The organism is Pseudomonas sp. fls2-241-TYG-175 (genome assembly GCF_030209155.1).
GTDB classification, from domain to species: domain Bacteria; phylum Pseudomonadota; class Gammaproteobacteria; order Pseudomonadales; family Pseudomonadaceae; genus Aquipseudomonas; species Aquipseudomonas viridiflava.
This window is the reverse complement of record NZ_JARVSO010000011.1, coordinates 65393-87416: the sequence shown is the minus strand read 5'-3', so window position 1 is coordinate 87416 and position 22024 is coordinate 65393. Positions and strand designations below refer to the sequence as shown.

Here is a 22024-nt window from a genome sequence, read left to right as displayed (position 1 = left end):
CTACTGCCTGCCGCTATTGTTTTGAAGCTTGAATCTTTGAAGCTTAAAAATTGCCCTGGACCCAACGCTTGATACGCTCAAGCACAGGAGCCTTGGGTTCGTCGCCGTAACTGCTGTTGCCGACAATCCCCGACAGCGAAATGCCATCGGATTGTTTCTGCAGCCCGTACAGCAACAGGCCTACGCCTGTGGAGTAGATAGGGTTGCGGACGACATCAGCGAGCCCTTTGACGCTATGCGGAACGCCCAGGCGCACCGGCATGTGGAAGATTTCCTCGGCAAGTTCCACCGCACCTTCCATTTTCGAGGTACCACCGGTCAGCACGATGCCGGCCGGGATCAGATCTTCATAACCGCTGCGACGCAGTTCGGCCTGGATCAGGGTGAACAGCTCGTCGTAACGAGGCTCAACCACTTCGGCCAGGGCCTGGCGCGACAGCTCGCGAGGTGGACGGTCGCCCACGCTCGGTACCTTGATGGTTTCGCCGGCACCAGCCAGTTTGGCCAGGGCGCAGGCATAACGAATCTTGATTTCTTCGGCGTACTGGGTCGGTGTGCGCAGCGCCATGGCGATGTCATTGGTCACCTGATCGCCCGCAATCGGGATCACCGCGGTGTGCCGGATCGCGCCTTCGGTGAAGATCGCGATATCAGTGGTGCCGCCGCCGATGTCCACCAGGCAGACGCCCAGCTCTTTCTCGTCATCGGTCAGGACCGAATAGGCCGAGGCCAGTTGCTCCAGAATGATGTCGTCGACTTCCAGACCGCAGCGACGCACACACTTTTCGATGTTCTGGGCGGCGTTCACTGCGCAGGTCACTACGTGGACCTTGGCTTCCAGACGTACGCCCGACATGCCCAGCGGCTCACGAACGCCTTCCTGGTTGTCGATCACGTAGTCCTGAGGCAGCGTGTGCAGCACGCGCTGATCGGCAGGGATGGCAACAGCCTGGGCGGCGTCAAGTACACGCTCCAGATCCGCAGAGCTCACTTCACGGTCGCGGATCGCCACGATGCCGTGGGAGTTCAGGCTGCGGATGTGGTTGCCCGCGACGCCGACGAACGCCGAGTGAATGCGGCAGCCAGCCATCAGCTGGGCCTCTTCGACAGCGCGCTGGATCGACTGAACGGTCGATTCGATGTTCACCACCACGCCCTTCTTCAGGCCGCGGGAGGGATGGGTACCGATACCCACGATTTCCAGCGAGCCATCGGCCGCGACTTCGCCTACCAGTGCCACCACCTTGGAGGTACCGATATCCAGCCCGACGATCATTTTGCCGCTTTGCACATTTGCCATGGTCCTGCCTCTTATCAATTCTTCGCGACGGCGGGTTTGTCCGACGTCGGCGCTGCCTGTTCACGCCAGCCAACTGCAAGGCCGTTGGCGTAACGCAGGTCGATGCGCGCAATATTCGTGATTTGGTCTTTAAGCGTTTTGTCGTAAATCGCGATGAAGCGGCGCATTTTTTCGACGAGATGGTCGCGTCCCAGCAACAACTCGATACCCGGCCCAGCACTACCGGCACCTGTTGTCAGGAACCAGCTGCCACGCTCGCGCAATTCCAGGCGCACGATGGAGAAGCCCATGGGGCGCAACATCTGACTCAACACCTGGTACTGCTGCATCACCTGCTGCTGGGCCCGCTGCGGGCCGAACAACTGGGGAAGATGTTCATAATTGGACAGTTCACGCGGCGTGAAAGCCTGCCCCTGGTTGTTCAGCAGCGACTCGTCACCCCAACGGGCAACGGGCAGCTGCTCTTCCAGGCGAATCACCACCTGGTCCGGCCACACACGTCTGACTTCGGCGTGTGCAATCCATGGCATCTGTTCAAGCTCAGTGCGCATGGCGGCCAGATCGATCTTGAAAAAGCTCGACGCCACGAACGGTGCAATCCGCTGCTGCACGGCCTGCTGACTGATGTAGCTCAGATCGCCCTGCACATTGATGCGGGTGATCGGGCGGTCGGCATACGGCATGATCCGCAGCGCCGCTTCGTACGTACCAAAACCCAGCACGACCAGCATCACCGGCCAGAACAGACGCTTCAGGAAACTGAAGTTCGGTTTTGGCATACGCGCAGACAGCGGCTCCTTGGCCACCATCCGGCTGGCGCCACGAGGCACCGGCTTGCGGTTCGGTGCTGGAGGCTGATGGCGTGCCGAAGCGTTCATGCCTTAAGCCCTCGCCTGAACGCTGTCGGCCAGAATCGCCAACACCAGTTGCTGAAAATCCAGACCCGCAGCACGCGCCGCCATCGGAACCAGGCTGTGATCGGTCATGCCCGGCACCGTATTGACTTCCAGCAGCCAGAACTTGCCTTGCGCGTCCTGCATGACATCCGTGCGCGCCCAGCCGGCAATGCCAATGGCTTCGCAGGCGCGTGCTGTCAGTTGTTTGAGTTCCTGCTCACGCTCGTCGCTCAACCCGCATGGAATCCGGTACTGGGTATCGGAAGCCAGGTACTTGGCGTCGTAGTCGTAAAAACTGTGGGGAGTGCCCAGGCCGATGACCGGGAGCACTTGGTCACGCAGAGAAGCCACAGTGAACTCCGGCCCCTGAATCCACTGCTCGACCAACACTTGCGAATCGTAGGTACTGGCGGCTTTCCAGGCGGCGATCAATTCGTCGACGCTGGTCACTTTAGCCATACCGATACTTGAGCCTTCATGGGCCGGTTTGACGATCAAAGGGAAGCCCAGTTCCGTCGCGGCGGAAATACAATCCTGCTCGCTGACGAGTGCCGCGTGCAAAGGCGTTGCAAGGCCCAGACTCTGCCAGACCTGCTTGGTGCGCAGCTTGTCCATCGCCAGAGCAGAAGCGAGTACGCCGCTGCCGGTATAGGGGATTTCCAGGCACTCCAGCAGCCCTTGCATGGTGCCGTCTTCGCCGCCGCGACCGTGCAGCACGATGAACGCCCGGTTGATCTTTTCATTCACCAGTCGTTGCAGGAAACCGTCGCCCACGTCGATGCCGAACGCATCCACACCGGCAGACTGCAATGCCTCAAGCACTGCCTGTCCGGATTTCAGGGACACTTCCCGTTCGGCACTCTTGCCGCCAAAAAGCACGGCAACGCGGCCGAAGCTTTTCGGCTCGAGTGTCGAGCGCAGGGAAGACGGGGCGACGGCTGTCATTTCAGCTTACCTTCGGTTGAAGCCACTTTTGCGCCGACGAACAGCGGACTCTTGAGCAATTGCGGAGCCAGACCACCAATGTCGCCCGCGCCCTGACACAGCAGGATGTCGCCGGCGCGCAGCAGCGGCTTGACCAGCGGTGCCAGCTCAACGCCACGCTCGATGTAGATCGGATCAAGCTGACCACGCTGACGAATGCTGTGGCACAGGTTGCGGCTGTCCGCACCGGGGATCGGTTCTTCACCGGCCGGGTAGACTTCCATCAGCAACAGCACGTTGGCGTCGGCCAGCACCTGCACGAAATCGTCGTACAGATCACGGGTCCGGCTGAAACGGTGCGGCTGGTAAACCATGACCAGACGACGATCCGGCCAGCCACCGCGCACAGCATTGATCACCGCAGCGACTTCACGTGGGTGGTGACCGTAGTCGTCGACCAGCATCACGTTGCCGCCTTCGACCGGCAGTTCGCCATACACTTGGAAGCGACGGCCCACACCCTGAAAGCCCGACAGGCCCTGAACGATGGCTTCGTCACTCACGCCTTCGTCGGTCGCGATTGCAATGGTCGCCAGCGAATTGAGCACGTTGTGATTGCCCGGCATGTTCACGGACACATCCAGCGGCTCGCGGTCGCGACGCAACACGGTAAAGAACGTCAGCATGCCGTCCTGGCGCACGTTGATTGCGCGCACATCGGCTTCTTCGCTGAAACCGTAGGTCAGGATCGGACGCTTGACCTGCGGCAGGATTTCACGAACCACAGGATCATCGATGCACATCACTGCCAGCCCATAGAACGGCAGGTTGTGCAGGAATTCGACAAAGGTTTTCTTCAGTTTGTTGAAGTCGCCTTCGTAGGTCGCCATGTGATCGGCGTCGATGTTGGTGACCACAGCGACCAGCGGCTGCAGGTGCAGGAAGCTGGCATCGCTTTCGTCGGCTTCGGCGATCAGATAACGGCTGGTGCCCAGCTGGGCATTGGTGCCCGCCGCGTTCAGACGACCACCGATCACGAACGTCGGGTCGAGGCCACCGGCCGCGAACACCGAAGCGATCAGGCTGGTGGTGGTGGTCTTGCCGTGGGTACCGGCCACCGCGATGCCATGGCGATAGCGCATCAGCTCGGCCAGCATCTCGGCGCGTGGCACAACCGGAATACGACGTTCCAGGGCGGTAGCCACTTCCGGGTTGGAGGTATTGACCGCACTGGACACAACCAGCACATCGGCACCCACGGTGTTCTCGGCACGATGGCCGAGGAAAATCTGCGCGCCGAACGATTCGAGACGTTCGGTCACTGGAGAGCTTTTGAGGTCGGAACCCGACACTTCGTAGCCCAGGTTCAGTAGCACCTCGGCAATGCCGCACATGCCGACACCGCCGATACCGACGAAGTGGATGCGACGGATGCGGCGCATTTCAGGTTGCGGCATGGCGCGTTGACTCTCAACCATTGACCACCTCCACACAGACATCGACCACGGTATTGGTTGCATCGGGCTTGGCCAGGCGACGTGCCGTGCGGGCCATGCTGTTCAATTGTTCGGGTTGCATCAAAACCTCTTTCAGGCGTGCAGCCATCTCGGCTACGCCAGTTGTCGCTTGCGGCATGACAAAGGCTGCGCCTTCGCGGGCCAGATAATCAGCGTTACGGGACTGATGGTCATCGATCGCATGGGGCAACGGGATCAGCAGCGACGGCAGGCCTGCGGCGGCCAGTTCGCTTATGGTCAGTGCGCCTGCGCGGCAGACCACCAGATCGGCCCAGCTGTACGCTTGAGCCATGTTCTGGATGAACGGCGCCACTTGCGCCTCGACGCCCACGTTGCGATAACGCTCGGCGGTAATTTCGTCGTGATTCTTGCCCGCCTGATGGAACACTTCAGGACGGATATCCACAGGCAATTGCGCCAGCGCTTCGGGCAGCAGCTTGTTCAGCGGCTCGGCACCCAGGCTGCCGCCCAGCACCAACAGGCGTGCCTTGCGACCGGCCAGGGCCTGACGCGGCGTTTCAAGAAACAGCTCGACACGCACCGGGTTGCCGGTCGTGCGGCGTTTATTCGAGGCCGCGAAGGTGTCCGGGAACGCCTCGCACACTCGACTGGCGAACGACGCAAGACTGCGGTTGGCAGTGCCGGCTACAGCGTTCTGCTCGTGAATGATCAAGGGCACGCCTGCCAGCTTCGCGGCAAGACCACCGGGACCTGTGACATAGCCACCGAAGCCGACCACACACACAGGCTTGAGCTCACGCACCACCTTGCGGGCCTGCATCAATGCCTTGAGCAACATCAGCGGTGCCTTGAGCAGGGACAGACGTCCCTTGCCACGCAAGCCGGTGACATTGATCAGGTGCAGGGTCAGCCCTGCCTGAGGCACCAGTTCGTTCTCGATACCGCGCGGGGTGCCCAGCCAGTGAACCTTGTAGCCGCGCGACTGGAATTCGCGGGCGCAGGCCAGCGCCGGGAACACATGCCCGCCGGTGCCGCCCGCCATGATCAGCACGTTAGCGTCCATGAGGCGTCTCCTCGGCGAAGTCGCTCTCTTTGAACTCGGCCTCTTCACTGCCCATGTTGTTGCGCGATTCCCATTCGATGCGCAGCAGCAGCCCAAGGCTGGCACAGCAGATCACCAACGAGCTGCCGCCGTAACTCAGGAACGGCAAGGTCAGCCCCTTGGTCGGCAACAGACCGACGTTCACGCCGATGTTGATCAGGAACTGGCCGATCCACAGGAAAGAAAGACCGTAGGCAACGTAGGCACCGAAGAACTGTTTGGCCCTTTCTGCCCACATACCGATGTACATGCCACGAATACTGACGAACAGGAACAGCGCAACCGTGAGCAACGAACCCACGACACCCAGTTCTTCAGCGAGCACAGAGAACACGAAGTCCGTATGCGCTTCCGGCAGATAGAATTGTTTCTGGACGCTGTTGCCCAGACCGACACCGAACCATTCGCCCCGACCGAAGGCGATGAGCGCCTGGGTCAGCTGGTAGCCGGAACCGAACTGGTCGGCCCACGGGTCGGTAAAGTTGGTCAGACGCGCCATCCGGTAAGGCTGGGCTTGAACCAGCACCACCACCGAGGCGACGGCCAGCACGACCATCAGCGAGAAGCGGAACAGCCCTACGCCGCCAAGGAACAGCATCGCGGCCGCAGCGCCCATCATCACGACGGTTGCACCGAAGTCAGGCTCCATCAGCAACAGACCGGCCATGGGCAGCAGCACGATGAACGGCTTGAAGAAGCCCATCCAGCTTTCGCGCACTTCCTGCTGACGACGAATCAGGTAACCGGCCAGAAAGATCACCACGAAGACCTTGGCGATCTCGGACGGCTGCACGTTGAACGCGCCAAATCCGATCCAGCGCATGGACCCGTTGACCTCGCGTCCGATACCCGGCACCAGCACCATCAGCAGCAAGCCGAACGCGCCGAGCAGCATCAGCCAGCCCAGGCGCTGCCAGGTGGCGACCGGGATCATCATGGTCACGCCGCAGGCGCCAAGGCCGATCAACAGGTACACCAGGTGACGGGTCATCATGTACAGCGTGTTGCCCGACTGCACCGCGGCAACCTCCGACGACGCGGAGGTGATCATCACCAGACCGAGGCCCAGCAAGGCAAGGCAACCGACCAGCATCGGGAAGTCGAGGTCGATGCCCCGTCCGCTGATCAGGGGCGATGGATACGGCTTGATCACACCGAAGATCATGACAAGCACTCCACTGCCTGCGCGAACACTCGTCCGCGCTCTTCATAATTCTTGAACATGTCCAGACTGGCGCAGGCCGGGGACAGCAGAACGGCATCGCCGTCCTGAGCCAGTCCGGCACTGCGTTCGACGGCAGCCTGCAGGGTGTCGACATGCACCAGCGGTGCAGCGTCGCCCAATGCCTGAGCGAGTCGTTCGGCGTCACGCCCCAGCAACACGACGCTGCGGCAATGCGCGGCAACGGCAGCACGCAAACCGCTGAAATCGGCGCCCTTGCCGTCGCCACCGGCAATCAGCACCAGCTTGCCCGGAATGTCTGCGCCTAAGCCTTCGATGGCAGCCAGTGCGGCGCCCACGTTGGTGGCCTTGGAGTCGTTGTAATAATGAACGCCGTTCAGCTCACGGACCCACTGACAGCGGTGCTCGAGACCCGAGAACTCACGCAGCGCCGAAAGCATGGCATCGAATGGCAGGCCGACCGCATGGCCCAGCGCCAGAGCTGCCAGCGCGTTTGCGTGGTTGTGCGCGCCGCGCATTTTCAGATCGCGAACCGGCATCAGGTTTTCGAACTGGAAAGCCAGATACTTTTCGCCGTTCTCTTCGCGCAGACCAAAGCCATGGAAATCAGGCTTGTTCAGGCCGAAGGTCCAGCACGGCAAACCTTCGCCAATCAATGGACGGGACAACGCATCCTGACGGTTGACCACCACCTGCCGCGCACCACGGAAGATCCGGTGCTTGGCCAGATGATACGCAGGCAGACCGCTGTAACGGTCCATGTGGTCTTCGCTGATATTCAGCACGGTCGCCACTTCAGCGTTGAGCTGATCGGTGGTCTCCAGTTGAAAGCTGGACAGCTCCATCACGTACAACTCGACGTCATCGCTGAGCAGATCAAGCGCCGGAGTACCTAGGTTGCCGCCCACGGCGACGCGCTTGCCTGCCGCTGCTGCCATCTCGCCTACCAGCGTCGTCACAGTGCTTTTCGCATTGGAGCCGGTGATGGCGACAATCGGGGCCTTGGCGTAACGCGCGAACAGCTCGATATCGCCAGCCATCTTCACGCCACGCGCCTGCGCCTGCTGCAAGGCAGGCGTCGCGAGGGCAAGACCGGGGCTGACATAGACTTCGTCGGCACGGCAGAGGAATTCCACGTCCAGCTCGCCACAACGCACTTCCACCTGCGGGTAATCCCGGCGCAAGGTCGCCAGTTCCGGCGGATTCTCCCGCGTGTCGGCCACGGCAAAGGACACGCCCCGGTTCGCCAGGAAGCGAACTAGGGACATGCCGCTTTTGCCTAGACCCACGACAATGCGGAAGCGGTCGGAAACGATCAGGGACACTCGCTCTACCTCAGTTTCAGCGTGGCAAGGCCGATCAGCACGAGAATCACGGTGATGATCCAGAAACGGACGATCACGCGTGGCTCGGGCCAGCCTTTGAGTTCAAAGTGGTGGTGTATGGGCGCCATGCGGAAAACCCGGCGACCGGTCAGTTTGAAAGACGCAACCTGAATGACCACTGAAAGGGTTTCCATCACGAAGATGCCGCCCATGATGAACAGGACGATTTCCTGACGGACGATCACGGCCATGGTGCCCAGTGCAGCGCCCAGCGCCAGCGCGCCGACGTCGCCCATGAAGACCTGGGCCGGATAGGTGTTGAACCAGAGGAACCCCAGTCCCGCCCCGATCAGTGCCCCGGAGAACACAATCAGTTCACCCGCCCCCGGTACGTAAGGGATCAGCAGGTATTCAGCGAATTTCACGTTGCCGGACAGGTAGCAGAAGATGCCCAGCGCGCCACCCACCATCACGGTCGGCATGATCGCCAGACCGTCCAGGCCGTCGGTGAGGTTCACCGCGTTACTGGAGCCGACGATCACGAAATAGGTGAGCACCACGAAGCCTATGCCCAGCGGGATACGGACGTCCTTGAGCATCGGTACGATCAATGTGGTTTCGGTCGCCGACGGCGCGGTCGTATAAAGGAAGATCGCGGCGCAGAGGCCAAACACCGATTGCCAGAAATACTTCCAGCGACTCGGCAGGCCACGGGAGTTCTTCTCGATCACCTTGCGGTAATCGTCGACCCAGCCGATGGCACCGAACAGGAAGGTGACGAGCAGCACGACCCAGACATAGCGGTTGCTCAAGTCAGCCCACAACAAGGTGCTGATGCCGATGGAAGAAAGAATCAGCGCGCCGCCCATGGTGGGCGTGCCCGACTTGGACAGGTGCGACTGCGGACCGTCGTTGCGCACGGACTGGCCGATCTGACGCATCTGCAAGGTGCGGATCATCCACGGACCCAGGCACAGCGACAGCGTCAGCGCAGTGAGCACGCCAAGGATCCCGCGCAGCGACAGGTACTGAAAGACTGCGAAGCCTTTGTAGAACTGTTGTAAGAACTCAGCCAACAGCAGCAGCATCAATGTTTCTCCAGGCTAGAACCGCACAAAGCAGCCACGACGTTTTCCATCGCAGCGCTACGCGAGCCCTTGATCAATAAAGTGGTGTTTTTGTCTTGCTCAGCGCCCAGCGCTTCGATCAGCTCGGCCTGAGTGATGAAATGACGTGCGTGCGGGCCAAAGGCGCTGACCGCATGGGTCATCAGCGGGCCGACGGCATACAGCGCCGAGACCTTGCCAGCAGCGTAAGCGCCCACATCGTGGTGGCCCTGCTCGGCCCATTCGCCCAGCTCGCCAATGTCGCCCAGCACCAGAACGGTCCGTCCTGCAAAGCTGGTCAGCAGATCAACGGCGGCATTCACAGAAGACGGATTGGCGTTGTAGGTGTCATCAATCACGCGCATGCCATTGCTGGCGATGTGCGGTACGGCGCGGCCCTTGACCGGCTGTACGTTGTTCAAGCCTTCGACGATGCCGTCCAGGCTGACGCCCAGCGCGCAGGCAGCGGCTGCGGCGGCCAGTGCGTTGGTCACATTGTGCGTGCCCAAGAGATTCAGTTGTACCTGCGCGGAGCCTGACGGACTGTGCAGCGTGAAGCCCGGGCAGCCGCGCTCGTCGCGAGTCAGCTCACTGGCATGCAGATCCGCTGCTTCGTTGTTCAGTGCAAACGTCAGGACCTTGCTTTTACCGGCACGTGCTTGCCAGATCGGGAACGCCTTGTCGTCGAGATTCAGAACCGCCGTGCCGTTGGCATCGAGACCTTCGATGATCTCGCCCTTGGCTTCGACAATGCGATCAGGACCGCCGAACTCGCCAACATGGGCCGTGCCCGCATTGGTGAGAATGGCGACGTGCGGCTTGGTCAGGCTAACGGTGAAAGCGATTTCCCCGACACGCGATGCGCCCAGTTCGATGACTGCAGACGTATGCTCGGCGCCCAGTTCCAGCAGGGTCAACGGCACGCCCAGCTCATTGTTCAGATTGCCACGGGTCGCGAGAACGGGGCCGCGCGTGCGCAGAATGCTGGCGAGCATTTCCTTGACCGTGGTTTTGCCGCTGGAACCAGTGACCGCCGCTACCGGACGATCAACAAACGCATTACGGTTCATCGCACCCAGTTGCGCCAGTGCCTTGCGGGTGTCCAGCACGACCAGTTGCGGCAGCTTCGAATCCGGCACTTCGCGCTCGACGAGCGCACCGACAGCGCCCTTGGCAGCGACTTGATCGAGGTATTCATGACCGTCGAAACGCGGACCGGTCAGTGCGATGAACAGCTGGCCCGGCACAATCGCACGGCTGTCGGTGCTCACACCGTCAAAGCTGCAATCGTTGCCAACCAGACGGGCATCGAGCGGTGCAACCAGTTCGCTGAAGGTCAATGGCTTAAGCATGCGCAGGCTCCCATGCGGCCAACGCTTTGGCAGCTTCTTCCAGATCCGAGAATGCGTGACGCTGGCCGTCGATTTCCTGATAGTCCTCGTGCCCCTTGCCAGCCAGCACAACGACGTCGTCGGCCTTGGCACTGGCAATGAGTTGCGCGATGGCCTGACCGCGACCTTCAACGAAATTCACGTTATCCGCCGTGCTGAAACCGCCACGGATGTCATCGAAAATCTGCGACGGTGCTTCTGTACGAGGGTTGTCGTCGGTGACCAGAACACCGTCGGCCAGACGCTCGACGACCTCGGCCATCAGCGGGCGCTTGCCGCGATCGCGGTCGCCGCCACAGCCGAACAGGCACAACAGCTGGCCCTTCGCGTGCGGGCGCAAGGCTTCGAGAACTTTTTCCAGCGCATCCGGCGTGTGGGCGTAGTCGACCACCACCAGCGGCTTGTCGGCACCACCCAGACGCTGCATGCGCCCGACCGGACCTTCCAGTTTTGGCAGGACCTTGAGAATTTCGTCCAGCGCGTAATCCAGACCGAGCAAGGCGCCGACCGCAGCCAGGACATTGCTCAGATTGAAGCGACCCAACAGGCTGCTGCGCAGGAAATGTTGACCTTGCGGGGTCACCAGCGTGGCGCGCACGCCATCGTCGTCGAACTTCGCGTCGCGGCAGTACAGATAAGCCGAGCTGTCCAGCAGGCTGTAGGTAATCAGCCGCGACTCCTGCTTTTCTGCCGCCAGCGCGCGACCGAATTCGTCATCCAGATTGATGACCCGGCAACTCAGATCAGGCCAGGCGAACAGCTTCGCCTTGGCCGCGCCATAAGCTTCCATGGTGCCATGGTAGTCAAGGTGGTCACGGGACAGGTTGGTCAGCACCGCCACATCGAAGGCCAGCGCAGTCGCACGACCCTGATCGAGACCGTGGGACGACACTTCCATCGCAACAGCGCGAGCACCGGCCTTTCTCAGGTCAGTAAGTGTGGCCTGAACGGCAATCGGGTCTGGCGTGGTGTGACGTCCGCTTTGCAGCGCGCCATAAAAGCCGGTGCCCAGCGTGCCGACGATGCCGCAGTGCTGACCCAGCAGATCGAGCGCCTGGGCAACCAGCTGAGTAACGCTGGTCTTGCCGTTGGTGCCGGTTACGCCGACCAGATTCAGACTGCGGCTCGAATCGCCATAGAAACGTCCGGCGATGGCAGACAGCTGCGCCGCCAGGCCCTTGACCGGAATCAACGGCACATCGGTGATCGGCAACACGGTCGAGCCTTCGGCTTCATAGGCAACGGCGGCTGCGCCGCGCTTGAGCGCGTCGGCGATGTGCGCACGCCCATCGACCTTGAGGCCAGGGATTGCCAGAAACAGATCGCCCGGACGCACGTTACGGCTGTCCAGCGTCAACTCGCGAATCAATGCATCACGGTCGGTGTGAGCGAAAAGCTTGCTCAGATTAAAAGCCATCAACCACGCCCTCCTTTGACGACTGCCGGGGCAGTGTTGACCTGCTCAGGTGCGAGGTTGTCGGGAGAAACGTTCATCAAACGCAACGTGCCGGACATGACCTTGCTGAATACCGGGGCCGAAACCAGGCCGCCGTAGTAACCGCCCTTGCTCGGCTCGTCGATCACCACAACGATGGCGTAGCGAGGGTTGCTCATCGGACCGAATCCGGCGAACAGCGAACGGTAGGAATTCTCGGCGTAACCCTTGGTGCCGATGGACGTCTTGCGCGCCGTACCGCTCTTGCCGCCGACGTGATAGGACGGCACACGGGCGCGATACACACCACGGGAGTCTTCGATCACTTGTTGCAACATGCCTTGCACCGTCTTGGCGGTCGCTTCCGGAATCGCTTGAACCGCTGTCGGCGCTGCGTCACTTTTCAAAATGGTCAAAGGCACGATGCGGCCGTTGTTGGCCAGCGCGCCATAGGCGTGCACCAGCTGCAACGCGGTGACCGACAGGCCGTAGCCGTAGGACAGCGTGGCGGTTTCAGCCTTGCGCCATTCGCGATAGTTCGGCAGGTTCCCTACACGTTCGCCCGGGAAACCCAGGCCGGTGTACTGACCGAAGCCGACGCGCTGCATCGCACGGAAAATCGATTCACCGCCCACATCGAACGCGACCTTGCTCATGCCGACGTTACTGGAGTTGATCAGGATGCCGGTGAGGTCAAGCACCGGGCCTTCCGTCTTGGTCACATCGCGGATGGTGTATTTGCCGATCTGCAGCGTGCCCGGATACACCTCGACCTTGTCGGTCGGTTTCCAGCGACCGCTGTCCAGCGCGGCGGTCATCGAAATCGGCTTCATGGTCGAACCCGGCTCGAACACGTCGATGATCGCCCGGTTACGCATGGCGGCCGGCACCATGGTGCGGCGGTTGTTCGGGTTGTAGGTCGGCTGGTTGACCATCGCCAGCACTTCGCCGGTCTTGACGTCCATGATCACCAGACTGCCTGCCTTGGCCTCGTTTTCGACGATGGCATTGCGCAGTTCACGGGTCGCCAGATATTGCAGACGCAGGTCAATAGACAAAGCCAAGGTCTTGCCGGCCTTGGCGTTCTTGGTCACCTGTACGTCCTTGATCAGTCGGCCTCGCCGGTCCTTGATGACCTGCCGCTTGCCGGGCACTCCGGCAAGCCAGTCGTCATAAGCCAGTTCGACCCCTTCGCGGCCATGATCGTCCAGGTCGGTAAAGCCGACCATGTGGGCGGTCACATCGCCTGCCGGGTAGAAACGACGAAATTCCTCGATGCCGTAGACACCGGGGACTTTGAGATCAAGTACCGACTGACCTTGTTCAGGTGTCAAACCGCGGACCAGATAGATGAATTCCTTGGTGGCCTGGGCATCGAGGCGCTCGGTCAGTGCCTTGAGGTCCTGCCCCATGGCAGCAGCGAGCATCGGCCACTTGGACTTGTCCTGCTGCATTTCGCGCGGGTTGGCCCACAGCGTCGTGACAGGCGTACTGACAGCCAGAGGCTCGCCGTTACGATCGGTGATCAGACCACGGTGAGCCGGAATGGGGATGTGACGAAGGCTGCGCGCATCTCCCTGTTCCTTCAGGAACGTATGGTCGATGACCTGCAGATCGACGATGCGCCAGCAGATGGCGAGCACCAGGCTGACCAGTAGTCCCACGACAACCCGAAAACGCCACGGGTAAAGTGCGCCGTCAAGCTTCATCATGGCGCCACCATCCGTACTTCGGCCGCATTGGGAATGCGCATTTTCAATTGTTCGGTCGCCAACTGCTCGATACGGCTGTGGGCTGTCCAGGTGCTTTGTTCAAGGATGAGGCGGCCCCACTCGGCCTGTGCCTTGTCGCGCACGCTCATTTCCGAATACAGCGAGTTGAGCAATTGACGGTTCAAATGCGCGCTATAGGAAACGCCAATCGCCGAAACGAGGACGGCGATGAACAGCAGCAGCATAATGAAGCTGCCACCGGGCAAGGGTTTCAGGAAAAGACGGCTCACCTGAGCTTCTCCGCTACGCGCATGACAGCACTGCGCGAGCGTGGATTGGCTTTGGTTTCGGTGTCCGATGCAAATTGGGCCTTGCCGTGAATGCGGATCTTCGGCTCGAACGCCTTGTACTGGATCGGCAGGTTGCGCGGCATGTTATCGGCTTCGCCCTTGGCGAGCTTGCGCATGAACAGTTTGACGATGCGGTCTTCCAGCGAGTGAAAACTGATGACCACCAGACGGCCGCCGATTTCCAGCGCGTCCAGGGCAGCTTCGAGGCCCGCTTCAAGATCGCCCAGTTCGTTGTTGACATGGATACGCAGCCCCTGAAAGGCGCGCGTCGCAGGATTCTTGCCTTTTTCCCAGGCAGGGTTGGCAACCTTGAGGACTTCTGCGAGGTCGGCAGTGCGCTCGAAAGGTTGGACTTCGCGGCGTTGTACCACGGCGTTGGCCATACGTTTGGCGAAGCGCTCTTCACCGTATTCCTTGAAGACCCGGGCGATTTCTTCGGCAGGTGCCGTGGCGATGAACTCGGCCGCACTGACACCACGCGTCGGATCCATACGCATGTCCAGCGGACCGTCATTCATGAAACTGAAGCCGCGCTCAGGGTCATCAAGTTGCGGGGAGGACACACCCAGGTCCAGCAGGATGCCGCTCACTTTGCCCGCAAGACCCCGTTCTTGAGCTTCGGATCCCAATTCGGCAAAGCTGCGCTGCACAATGACAAAGCGGCCGTCTTCGGCCGCTAGCGTTTGCCCCGTGGCAATCGCTTGAGGGTCCTTGTCAAACCCGAGCAGCCGGCCATCAGGACCGAGGTGGCTGAGGATGAGTCGACTGTGCCCGCCACGACCGAACGTTCCGTCCATATAGCAGCCATCCGCGCGCAACGCGAGAGCCTCCACGGCTTCTTCGAGCAGTACGGTGATGTGGGTAAAGCCGCTATTCATAGTCACAGGATCAGGTCACGTAATTCATCAGGCATCGCGCCAGGTTGTTGAATGGCAGCAAGGTCCGCATCAGCAAGTGCGTTCCAGGCGTCCTCGTCCCACAATTGAAACTTGTTGAGTTGCCCCACGAGCATTACGCGCTTATCCAACTTGGCATATTCGCGAAGACGCGGAGGAACCAGAAAACGTCCGCTGCCATCCAGCTCCAGATCGACTGCATTACCAATCAAAAGCCGTTGCAAACGGCGGTTTTCTTCACGAAACGTCGCGAGCTCACGAAGTTTGGCTTCAATCAGTTCCCACTCGGACAGCGGATAAAGACACAAGCAGGGGTCAACGGCATCTATGGTCACGATCAACTGGCCGGCGCTACGCGAATCCAACTCGTCGCGATACCGGCTCGGCATGGCGAGACGGCCTTTGGCATCGAGATTGATCGCGTTGGCACCACGGAACACAGGCGCATTCTCCAAATATTAGCTTTTTGCGCTCAAAAAACCCACTTCGTGCCACTTTCTGCCACTTGCGCACACTATAGGAATGCGCCTGCCACACCGTCAAGGCACGCTCTCAAGGAAAAGCCTTACATTTCGCAGATTTAGGAGTGGTATTGGAGGGTTTTAGCTAAATTACGGAAGGTTCTGACGGACGAATCCCACTCAACTCAATCCGCTAGGGCTTGAAGTTAAAGTGATTTGTGAGGTTTAAGATTTTTTTGGTCTTACGAAGGGATTTTGCTGCTGAAAAACGAAGGGGAGAAAAAGGTGGAGAGTCGATCTGTAAGCCGGGTTCTGTCGAGGACAGTCATTCCTCTACGACGGCCATCACTGGACGTCTTTAGCAACCTACCCGGTTCCAGCGCGGGCCACGCCTAGGAACCCTATTTGGTCTTGCTCCGAGTGGGGTTTACCTTGCCACGAACTGTTGCCAGACGTGCGGTGCGCTCTTACCGCACCTTTTCACCCTTACCGGCACCGAAGTGCTTAGGCGGTTATTTTCTGTGGCACTTTCCGTAGGCTCGCGCCTCCCAGGCGTTACCTGGCACTCCGCCCTATGGAGCCCGGACTTTCCTCCCCCCCTTGTTGCGGAACAACAAGAGGCAGCGACTGTCCAATCGACTCTCCGCCGACAAGGTTAGCGGCACACGCCATCGAGAACAAGCTTTAAAAGCTTGCGCGGCCTGTGTGAGCCATTGAAAAACCGGCATTTCTCACTCTTTCTGCTTGTCCAGCGCAACCTGATACAGCAGATTCTTACGCACCCCGGTGATCTCTGAAGCCAGCGCCGCAGCGCGCTTGAGCGGCATTTCCTCAAGCAGCAGATCCAGAATCCTGCGTGCCTCGGCGCCGATCACATCTTCGTCTTCAGGCGGCGTCCAGCCTGCGACCAGTACCACACACTCACCACGCTGCTGGTTACTGTCCGCCTCGACGAAAGCGCGCAGCTCACCCAATGGCAGACCCTTGAGGGTTTCGAAAGTTTTGGTTATTTCACGGGCCAGCAAGGCCGGGCGATCCGCCCCAAATACCTGCTCCATGTCCTGCAGGCATTCCAGAATACGATGCGGTGCCTCATAAAAGATCAGCGTACGCGGCTCTTCCTTTACCTGCTCGAGCCTGGCCTTGCGTCCGACCGCCTTGGCGGGCAGAAACCCCTCGAAGATAAAGCGATCCGACGGCAGTCCTGCTGCGGACAGCGCGGCAATCAAGGCGCAGGCACCCGGCACCGGCACGACAGGAATACCCGCAGCACGCGCCTGACGCACCAAGTGATAGCCAGGGTCGGAAATCAACGGTGTGCCCGCGTCCGAAATCAGCGCGACATCATCCCCGGCCAGCAATCGGGTGATAAACCGGCTACCCTCATCACGCTCGTTATGCTCATGGCATGCGGCCAGCGGTGTGGATATACCGAAGTGTTGCATCAGACGCGACGAGTGACGCGTATCCTCTGCCGCAATCAACGTAACCTCACGCAGAACCTTCAGCGCCCGCACGCTCATGTCATCCAGATTGCCGATAGGTGTAGCCACCACATAAAGCGAACCAGGGGTGGAATTCGAAGCAACCGGGACAGTCAAAGCGCAGACCTCATGTTTATCAGGCAGGGTGTCGTAAAAGACGCATTGTACAGGCAACGACCTTGATCAGCGGTTTACGCATCAGGGAAGCCTATAAAAAAGGAGTAAGGACGCATGATCTTTGTTAAATGCCGCATAGAAACGCTTGCCGCAATGATCAGGATTGTCGGGTAGAACACCCTGCCACAATCAATATCACACCTTCGAAGTCGCGCCCCGGCCAGTGCTTGGGTACAATTCGCCGTTAATTCGCTCGAGTATCAGGAACACATCAATGATCGCCTGCCTGCGGCTGTTCTCTGCCCTCTGCCTCGCTGCCCTTCTTGCAGCGTGCGCCAGCTCGCCCTCGTCCAGCCTTGGCGAGCTTCCTCGCACTCCTGATGCCAGCATTGAGCAATTGCTCGATCAGGCCTCGGCTGCCAAAACACCTGAACAGGCCGCCACATTGCGCCTGAGCGCCGCCGACCTGGCCAACCGCCAGAACGATGCGGGTCGCGCTGCGCAGATTCTTGCCCAGGTGCAGATGGATCAACTCAAGCCCGGCCTGCAGGTCTTCGCCAGCACGCTGTCCGCCGAACTGGCGATGGGCCGCAACCAGCCCAAGGCCGCCCTGACCGCCCTGAACCACCCAAGCATGCAACGCCTGGGCGAGCTCTCGGTCGAGCAGCAGGTGCGCACCCACATGGTCAAGGCCCGCGCCCTGGAAGCTGACGGTCAGATCCTGCCCGCTGCCAACGAGCGCGTCTTTGCAGGCCCGCTGCTGAAAGATGCCGACGCCACTGCCAACAACGATGCCATCTGGAAACTGGTTTCCTCGCTGCCCGCCGAACAACTGCAGGCCAACGCGAGCGGCGACATGGGTGGCTGGCTGAGCCTTGCGCGCTCGGTGAAAGGTGCAGGCACGCTGGAACAGCAGCAGGCTGCCATCGACACCTGGAAAGCCCAGAACCCGCAGCACCCTGCCGCGCTGCAACTCCCAACGACGCTTGCCCAACTGCGCGCCCTGACCAGCGAACCGCTGACCAAGATTGCCTTGCTGCTGCCGCAGGATGGTCAACTGGCTTCCGTTGCAAAAGCGCTGCGTGAAGGCTTCATGGCCGCGCACTACCAGGCTCAGCAGGCAGGTCAGAACCCTCCAGCCATTCAGGTCTTCGACAGTTCGCGCCTGACCTCGATGGATGAGTTCTACCGTCAGGCCCAGGCTGCCGGCGTTCAACTGGTCGTCGGCCCGCTGGAAAAGAATCTGGTCAAGCAATTGAACAGCCGTGAGCAACTGCCTATCACCACCCTCGCGCTCAATTACAGCGATGCAGGCAACGAAGGCCCTCCCCAGCTGTTCCAGTTCGGCCTGGCCGCAGAAGACGAAGCCCGTGAAGTGGCACGTCGCGCCTGGGCAGACGGCAAGCGCAGCGCGGTTGCCATGGTGCCGAAAGGCGAATGGGGCGACCGCGTACTCGATGCTTTCCGCAAGAGCTGGCAAGCCAAGGGCGGCACTCTGATCGCTGCCGAGCACGTTGATCAGCCGGTCGAACTGGCCCAGCAGGTTGCCGATCTGTTCCAGCTGCGCAAGAGCGAAGGCCGTGCCCAGCGCCTGCAAAGCACGGTAGGTACTGATGTAGCCGCACAGCCGAGCCGTCGTCAGGACATCGACTTCATGTTCCTGGCCGCCACGCCACAACAGGCCCAGCAGATCAAGCCGACCATGGTGTTCCAGTACGCAGGTGATGTTCCGGTCTATGCCACCTCGCACCTGTTCACCAACAGCAACGATCACGCCCAGTACATGGACCTGAACGGCGTTCGCTTCTGCGAAACGCCGTGGCTGCTCGACGCCAATGATCCTCTGCGCCAGCAAGTGACCGCCCAATGGCCACAGGCTTCCGGCAGCCTGGGTCGCCTGTATGCGATGGGCATCGACGCCTATCGCCTGGCTCCACGCCTGGGTCAGCTCAACACCATGCCTGACAGCCGCATCGACGGCCTGTCCGGCAGCCTGAGCATGAACCCTGGCCGCCGGGTCGAGCGTCAACTGCCTTGGGCAGAGTTCGTGGACGGCAAGATTCAGCGCCTTCCGGACACCGCACCTTGATTGCAGGCAACACCCGCCAACAAGCAGGGCGCGAGGCCGAAGCCTTCGCCCTGCAGCATTTGCAACAGCAGGGTTTACGCCTGATTGTCCAAAACTGGTTATGCAAACGTGGCGAGCTTGATCTAGTCATGCTCGACGGCGATACAGTAGTATTCGTCGAAGTTCGCTACCGCCGCCATTCCGGCTGGGGTGGCGCGGTGGAAAGTGTCGATTTTCGCAAACAGGCGAAGCTCGTTACCGCTGCACAGCTCTTCCTGCAACAAGAGTCAGACTGGGCCCGCTATCCTTGTCGTTTCGACGTGGTCGCGGTTGAAGGAACAGCAGGCGACTCTGCCCCTTTGAACTGGATCAAGAACGCTTTCGACAGCTGACAGGCACGCAGCGCAGTCATGACCGGCAAGAAGCCATTACCACTACCGATTTCGCTATTGCTTTGCGGGCTGCACTCCGGCAAGCCGGGCAGCCGCCGTACGCTCTAATTAAGGTCACATTGATGGACATGCAATCCCGGATTCGCCGGCTGTTTCAAGCCAGCATCGATACCAAGCAACAGGCGATGGAAGTCCTTGCACCCTTTATCGAGCAAGCCAGCCAGGTCATGGTCAATGCCCTCCTCAACGAAGGCAAAATGCTATCGTGCGGCAATGGTGGTTCGGCAGGTGATGCGCAGCATTTTTCTTCCGAACTGCTCAACCGGTTCGAACGTGAACGCCCCAGCCTGCCGGCCATTGCGCTGACGACCGACAGCTCGACCATCACCTCGATCGCCAACGATTACAGCTACAACGAGATCTTCTCCAAGCAGATCCGCGCACTGGGTCAGCCGGGGGATGTGCTGCTGGCGATTTCCACCAGCGGCAATTCCGCAAATATTATTCAGGCCATCCAGGCCGCACATGATCGCGAAATGATTGTCGTAGCATTGACGGGACGCGACGGTGGCGGAATGGCTTCGCTGCTGCTGCCGGAAGATGTGGAAATTCGTGTGCCGGCGACCGTTACGGCACGCATACAAGAAGTCCATCTGCTGGCGATCCATTGCTTATGCGATCTGATCGACAGCCAACTGTTCGGGAGTGAAGAATGACCCCTAATCGTCTTAGCCTACTGGTTCTGACACTGTGCCTGAGCGTGACCGGATGCAGCTCGGTTATTACCGCAAGTCGCGACAAGCCGATCGAGGATGATCGAGGCACACGCACTTTTGGCAGCAAGATCGACGACTCACTGATCGAAACCAAGGCGGCGGTGAACATCTCCAAAGCCAACCCAGACCTGGCCGAAGGCTCACACATCGTCGTTACCAGCTTCAACGGTATCGTCCTGCTGGCAGGCCAGGTTCCACGCGCAGACCTCAAGACCATCGCCGAACAGGCTGCAAGCTCCGTACAGCGCGTCAAGAAGGTCAACAACGAGCTGCAGGTCATGGCGCCCTCCTCGCTGCTGGCCCGCAACAACGACGCCTGGCTGACCACCAAAGTCAAAAGCCAGATGATCGCTGATGCGTCCATCCCCGGCTCGCGCATCAAGGTCGTGACCGAGAACGGCATTGTGTTCCTGCTGGGTCTGGTGACTCAGGACGAAGCCAATCGCGCCACCAATCTGGTGCAGGGCGTGTCCGGCGTGCAGAAAATCGTCAAGCTGTTCGAATACATCGACTGACAGCTGAATGGCAGACATGAAAAAGGCGATCCTTGCGGATCGCCTTTTTTTATTTCACCACTTTAAGGCTCGGCCTGCCCGTAGGACGAGGCGGATCGCTGTCTGGCGGCGTGTCGTCGCCGTCGTCCAGCTCGATCTCTTCATCCTCCTCAAGGGAAGGCTCCAGATCGAAAACCATCCCCTGGCCATTCTCGCGGGCATAAATGCCCAGAATCGCACCGACAGGGACGTAAAGGGTATGCGGCACACCGCCAAAGCGGCCTTCGAAACTGACTGCTTCGTTATCCATGTGCAGATGACGCACTGCACTCGGCGAAACATTCAGGACAATCTGTCCGTCATTGGCAAACCCTTGTGGGACCTGCACGGACGGGTACTCCGCATTGACCAGCATATGCGGGGTGCAATCGTTATCAACGATCCACTCATAAAGAGCGCGAACCAGATAAGGGCGACTGGAGTTCATCAACGGCTCCTTAAGCCTTAGCGCATTTCACGTTCGGCGGCAGACAGACTTGCCTGAAAAGCCTCACGCGCAAATTGGCGCTCCATGTAATCAAGCAGCGGCTTGGCAGGCCGCGGCAATTCGATACCCAGAATCGGCAGACGCCAGAGTATGGGCAGTAGACAGCAATCGACAAGACTTTGCTCGTCACTCAGGAAAAAAGCCTTTTCCGCGAACAACGGGGAAACCCCGGTCAGGCTCTCACGCAATTCCTTGCGCGCCTGCACACGTGCCGGCTCCTTGCTGCGCGGATCAAGAATCAGATCCACCAGCCCGCACCAGTCACGCTGGATGCGATGGATCAGCAGACGACTGTTGGCACGCGCCACCGGGTAGACCGGCAACAGCGGAGGATGCGGATAGCGCTCATCCAGGTATTCCATTACCACCGTAGACTCGTACAACGCCAGATCGCGATCGACCAGGGTTGGCACACTGCCGTAGGGGTTCACTTCAATCAGCTGCGGCGGATGACGCCCGGCCACAACATCAATGATTTCAGCGCTGACACTTTTCTCGGCGAGCACAATGCGCACACGATGTGAATAGTGATCGGCGGGGTCGGAGTAACAGGCCAACCGGTTGGTCACGCCCATGGCGATCCTCCT

General features: G+C 60.2%; 21 protein-coding genes and 1 other RNA gene. 4 read left to right on the top strand and 18 right to left on the bottom strand.

The window, feature by feature from the left end:
* Positions 1-43 precede the first annotated feature (43 nt).
* The 16 genes from ftsA to rsmI form a co-directional block, all read right to left on the bottom strand.
* The gene (ftsA, locus tag QRN20_RS09640) at positions 44-1300 is read right to left on the bottom strand and encodes a cell division protein FtsA (RefSeq protein ID WP_004881500.1); all 1257 of its coding nucleotides are present in this window, start codon (positions 1298-1300) and stop codon (positions 44-46) included.
* Positions 1301-1314: 14 nt separating this feature from the next.
* On the bottom strand, positions 1315-2178 hold the full coding sequence (locus QRN20_RS09635) for a cell division protein FtsQ/DivIB (RefSeq protein WP_029243293.1): 864 nt from the start codon (positions 2176-2178) through the stop codon (positions 1315-1317).
* A gap of 3 nt (positions 2179-2181) precedes the next feature.
* Entirely contained in the window at positions 2182-3141 is a 960-nt protein-coding gene (locus QRN20_RS09630; protein WP_122754792.1) for a D-alanine--D-alanine ligase, read from the bottom strand.
* Entirely contained in the window at positions 3138-4598 is a 1461-nt protein-coding gene (gene murC, locus QRN20_RS09625; RefSeq protein ID WP_122754793.1) for a UDP-N-acetylmuramate--L-alanine ligase, read from the bottom strand. The genes QRN20_RS09630 and murC overlap by 4 nt, the downstream gene beginning before the upstream one ends.
* Positions 4591-5661 carry an undecaprenyldiphospho-muramoylpentapeptide beta-N-acetylglucosaminyltransferase gene (gene murG, locus QRN20_RS09620; protein ID WP_122425466.1) on the bottom strand — a complete coding sequence of 357 codons (1071 nt, stop codon included), beginning with the start codon at positions 5659-5661 and terminating at the stop codon, positions 4591-4593. Before murG ends, murC begins: the two co-directional genes overlap by 8 nt.
* Positions 5651-6865 (bottom strand): putative lipid II flippase FtsW, encoded by a 1215-nt coding sequence (gene ftsW, locus QRN20_RS09615; protein ID WP_004881505.1) that lies wholly within the window; start codon positions 6863-6865, stop codon positions 5651-5653. The genes murG and ftsW overlap by 11 nt, the downstream gene beginning before the upstream one ends.
* Complete coding sequence (murD, locus tag QRN20_RS09610) at positions 6862-8208, bottom strand: UDP-N-acetylmuramoyl-L-alanine--D-glutamate ligase (protein ID WP_122440187.1); 1347 nt, start codon at positions 8206-8208, stop codon at positions 6862-6864. The genes ftsW and murD overlap by 4 nt, the downstream gene beginning before the upstream one ends.
* A 5-nt stretch (positions 8209-8213) precedes the next feature.
* Positions 8214-9296, bottom strand: a complete 1083-nt coding sequence (gene mraY / locus QRN20_RS09605) for a phospho-N-acetylmuramoyl-pentapeptide-transferase (RefSeq protein ID WP_025996294.1) — start codon at positions 9294-9296, stop codon at positions 8214-8216.
* A complete protein-coding gene (locus QRN20_RS09600) occupies positions 9296-10666 on the bottom strand; it encodes a UDP-N-acetylmuramoyl-tripeptide--D-alanyl-D-alanine ligase (RefSeq protein ID WP_096767552.1) in 1371 nt (456 codons plus the stop codon). The genes mraY and QRN20_RS09600 overlap by 1 nt, the downstream gene beginning before the upstream one ends.
* Positions 10659-12122 carry a UDP-N-acetylmuramoyl-L-alanyl-D-glutamate--2,6-diaminopimelate ligase gene (locus QRN20_RS09595; RefSeq protein WP_029243300.1) on the bottom strand — a complete coding sequence of 488 codons (1464 nt, stop codon included), beginning with the start codon at positions 12120-12122 and terminating at the stop codon, positions 10659-10661. Before QRN20_RS09595 ends, QRN20_RS09600 begins: the two co-directional genes overlap by 8 nt.
* Entirely contained in the window at positions 12122-13849 is a 1728-nt protein-coding gene (locus QRN20_RS09590) for a peptidoglycan D,D-transpeptidase FtsI family protein (RefSeq protein ID WP_161987312.1), read from the bottom strand. Before QRN20_RS09590 ends, QRN20_RS09595 begins: the two co-directional genes overlap by 1 nt.
* Positions 13849-14142, bottom strand: a complete 294-nt coding sequence (gene ftsL, locus QRN20_RS09585; RefSeq protein WP_004881511.1) for a cell division protein FtsL — start codon at positions 14140-14142, stop codon at positions 13849-13851. The genes QRN20_RS09590 and ftsL overlap by 1 nt, the downstream gene beginning before the upstream one ends.
* On the bottom strand, positions 14139-15080 hold the full coding sequence (rsmH, locus tag QRN20_RS09580; RefSeq protein WP_080922308.1) for a 16S rRNA (cytosine(1402)-N(4))-methyltransferase RsmH: 942 nt from the start codon (positions 15078-15080) through the stop codon (positions 14139-14141). The genes ftsL and rsmH overlap by 4 nt, the downstream gene beginning before the upstream one ends.
* A gap of 2 nt (positions 15081-15082) precedes the next feature.
* A complete protein-coding gene (gene mraZ / locus QRN20_RS09575) occupies positions 15083-15538 on the bottom strand; it encodes a division/cell wall cluster transcriptional repressor MraZ (protein WP_004881513.1) in 456 nt (151 codons plus the stop codon).
* 306 nt (positions 15539-15844) lie between these two features.
* Positions 15845-16202: RNase P RNA component class A (gene rnpB, locus QRN20_RS09570), an RNA gene on the bottom strand.
* Between the two features lie 88 nt (positions 16203-16290).
* Entirely contained in the window at positions 16291-17160 is an 870-nt protein-coding gene (rsmI, locus tag QRN20_RS09565) for a 16S rRNA (cytidine(1402)-2'-O)-methyltransferase (protein WP_025996301.1), read from the bottom strand.
* A gap of 274 nt (positions 17161-17434) precedes the next feature.
* Here rsmI and QRN20_RS09560 point away from each other — a divergent pair, with 274 nt between their 5' ends.
* The 4 genes from QRN20_RS09560 to QRN20_RS09545 all read left to right on the top strand — a co-directional run bounded on the left by QRN20_RS09560 (position 17435) and on the right by QRN20_RS09545 (position 20911).
* On the top strand, positions 17435-19249 hold the full coding sequence (locus QRN20_RS09560) for a penicillin-binding protein activator (RefSeq protein WP_285360247.1): 1815 nt from the start codon (positions 17435-17437) through the stop codon (positions 19247-19249).
* Positions 19249-19620: a YraN family protein gene (locus QRN20_RS09555; RefSeq protein WP_425331849.1), complete on the top strand. Its 372-nt coding sequence runs from the start codon at positions 19249-19251 to the stop codon at positions 19618-19620. Before QRN20_RS09560 ends, QRN20_RS09555 begins: the two co-directional genes overlap by 1 nt.
* Before the next feature lie 122 nt (positions 19621-19742).
* Entirely contained in the window at positions 19743-20336 is a 594-nt protein-coding gene (locus QRN20_RS09550) for a phosphoheptose isomerase (protein WP_025996304.1), read from the top strand.
* A complete protein-coding gene (locus QRN20_RS09545) occupies positions 20333-20911 on the top strand; it encodes a BON domain-containing protein (RefSeq protein ID WP_058431416.1) in 579 nt (192 codons plus the stop codon). Before QRN20_RS09550 ends, QRN20_RS09545 begins: the two co-directional genes overlap by 4 nt.
* A gap of 49 nt (positions 20912-20960) precedes the next feature.
* On the opposite strand, the gene QRN20_RS09540 is transcribed toward QRN20_RS09545, so the two are convergent.
* Together QRN20_RS09540 and QRN20_RS09535 are read right to left on the bottom strand one after the other, a co-directional pair.
* Positions 20961-21377, bottom strand: coding sequence for a ClpXP protease specificity-enhancing factor (locus QRN20_RS09540; protein WP_004881519.1), 417 nt, complete (start codon positions 21375-21377; stop codon positions 20961-20963).
* A gap of 17 nt (positions 21378-21394) precedes the next feature.
* Positions 21395-22012: a glutathione S-transferase N-terminal domain-containing protein gene (locus QRN20_RS09535; RefSeq protein WP_025996306.1), complete on the bottom strand. Its 618-nt coding sequence runs from the start codon at positions 22010-22012 to the stop codon at positions 21395-21397.
* Positions 22013-22024: the final 12 nt, after the last annotated feature.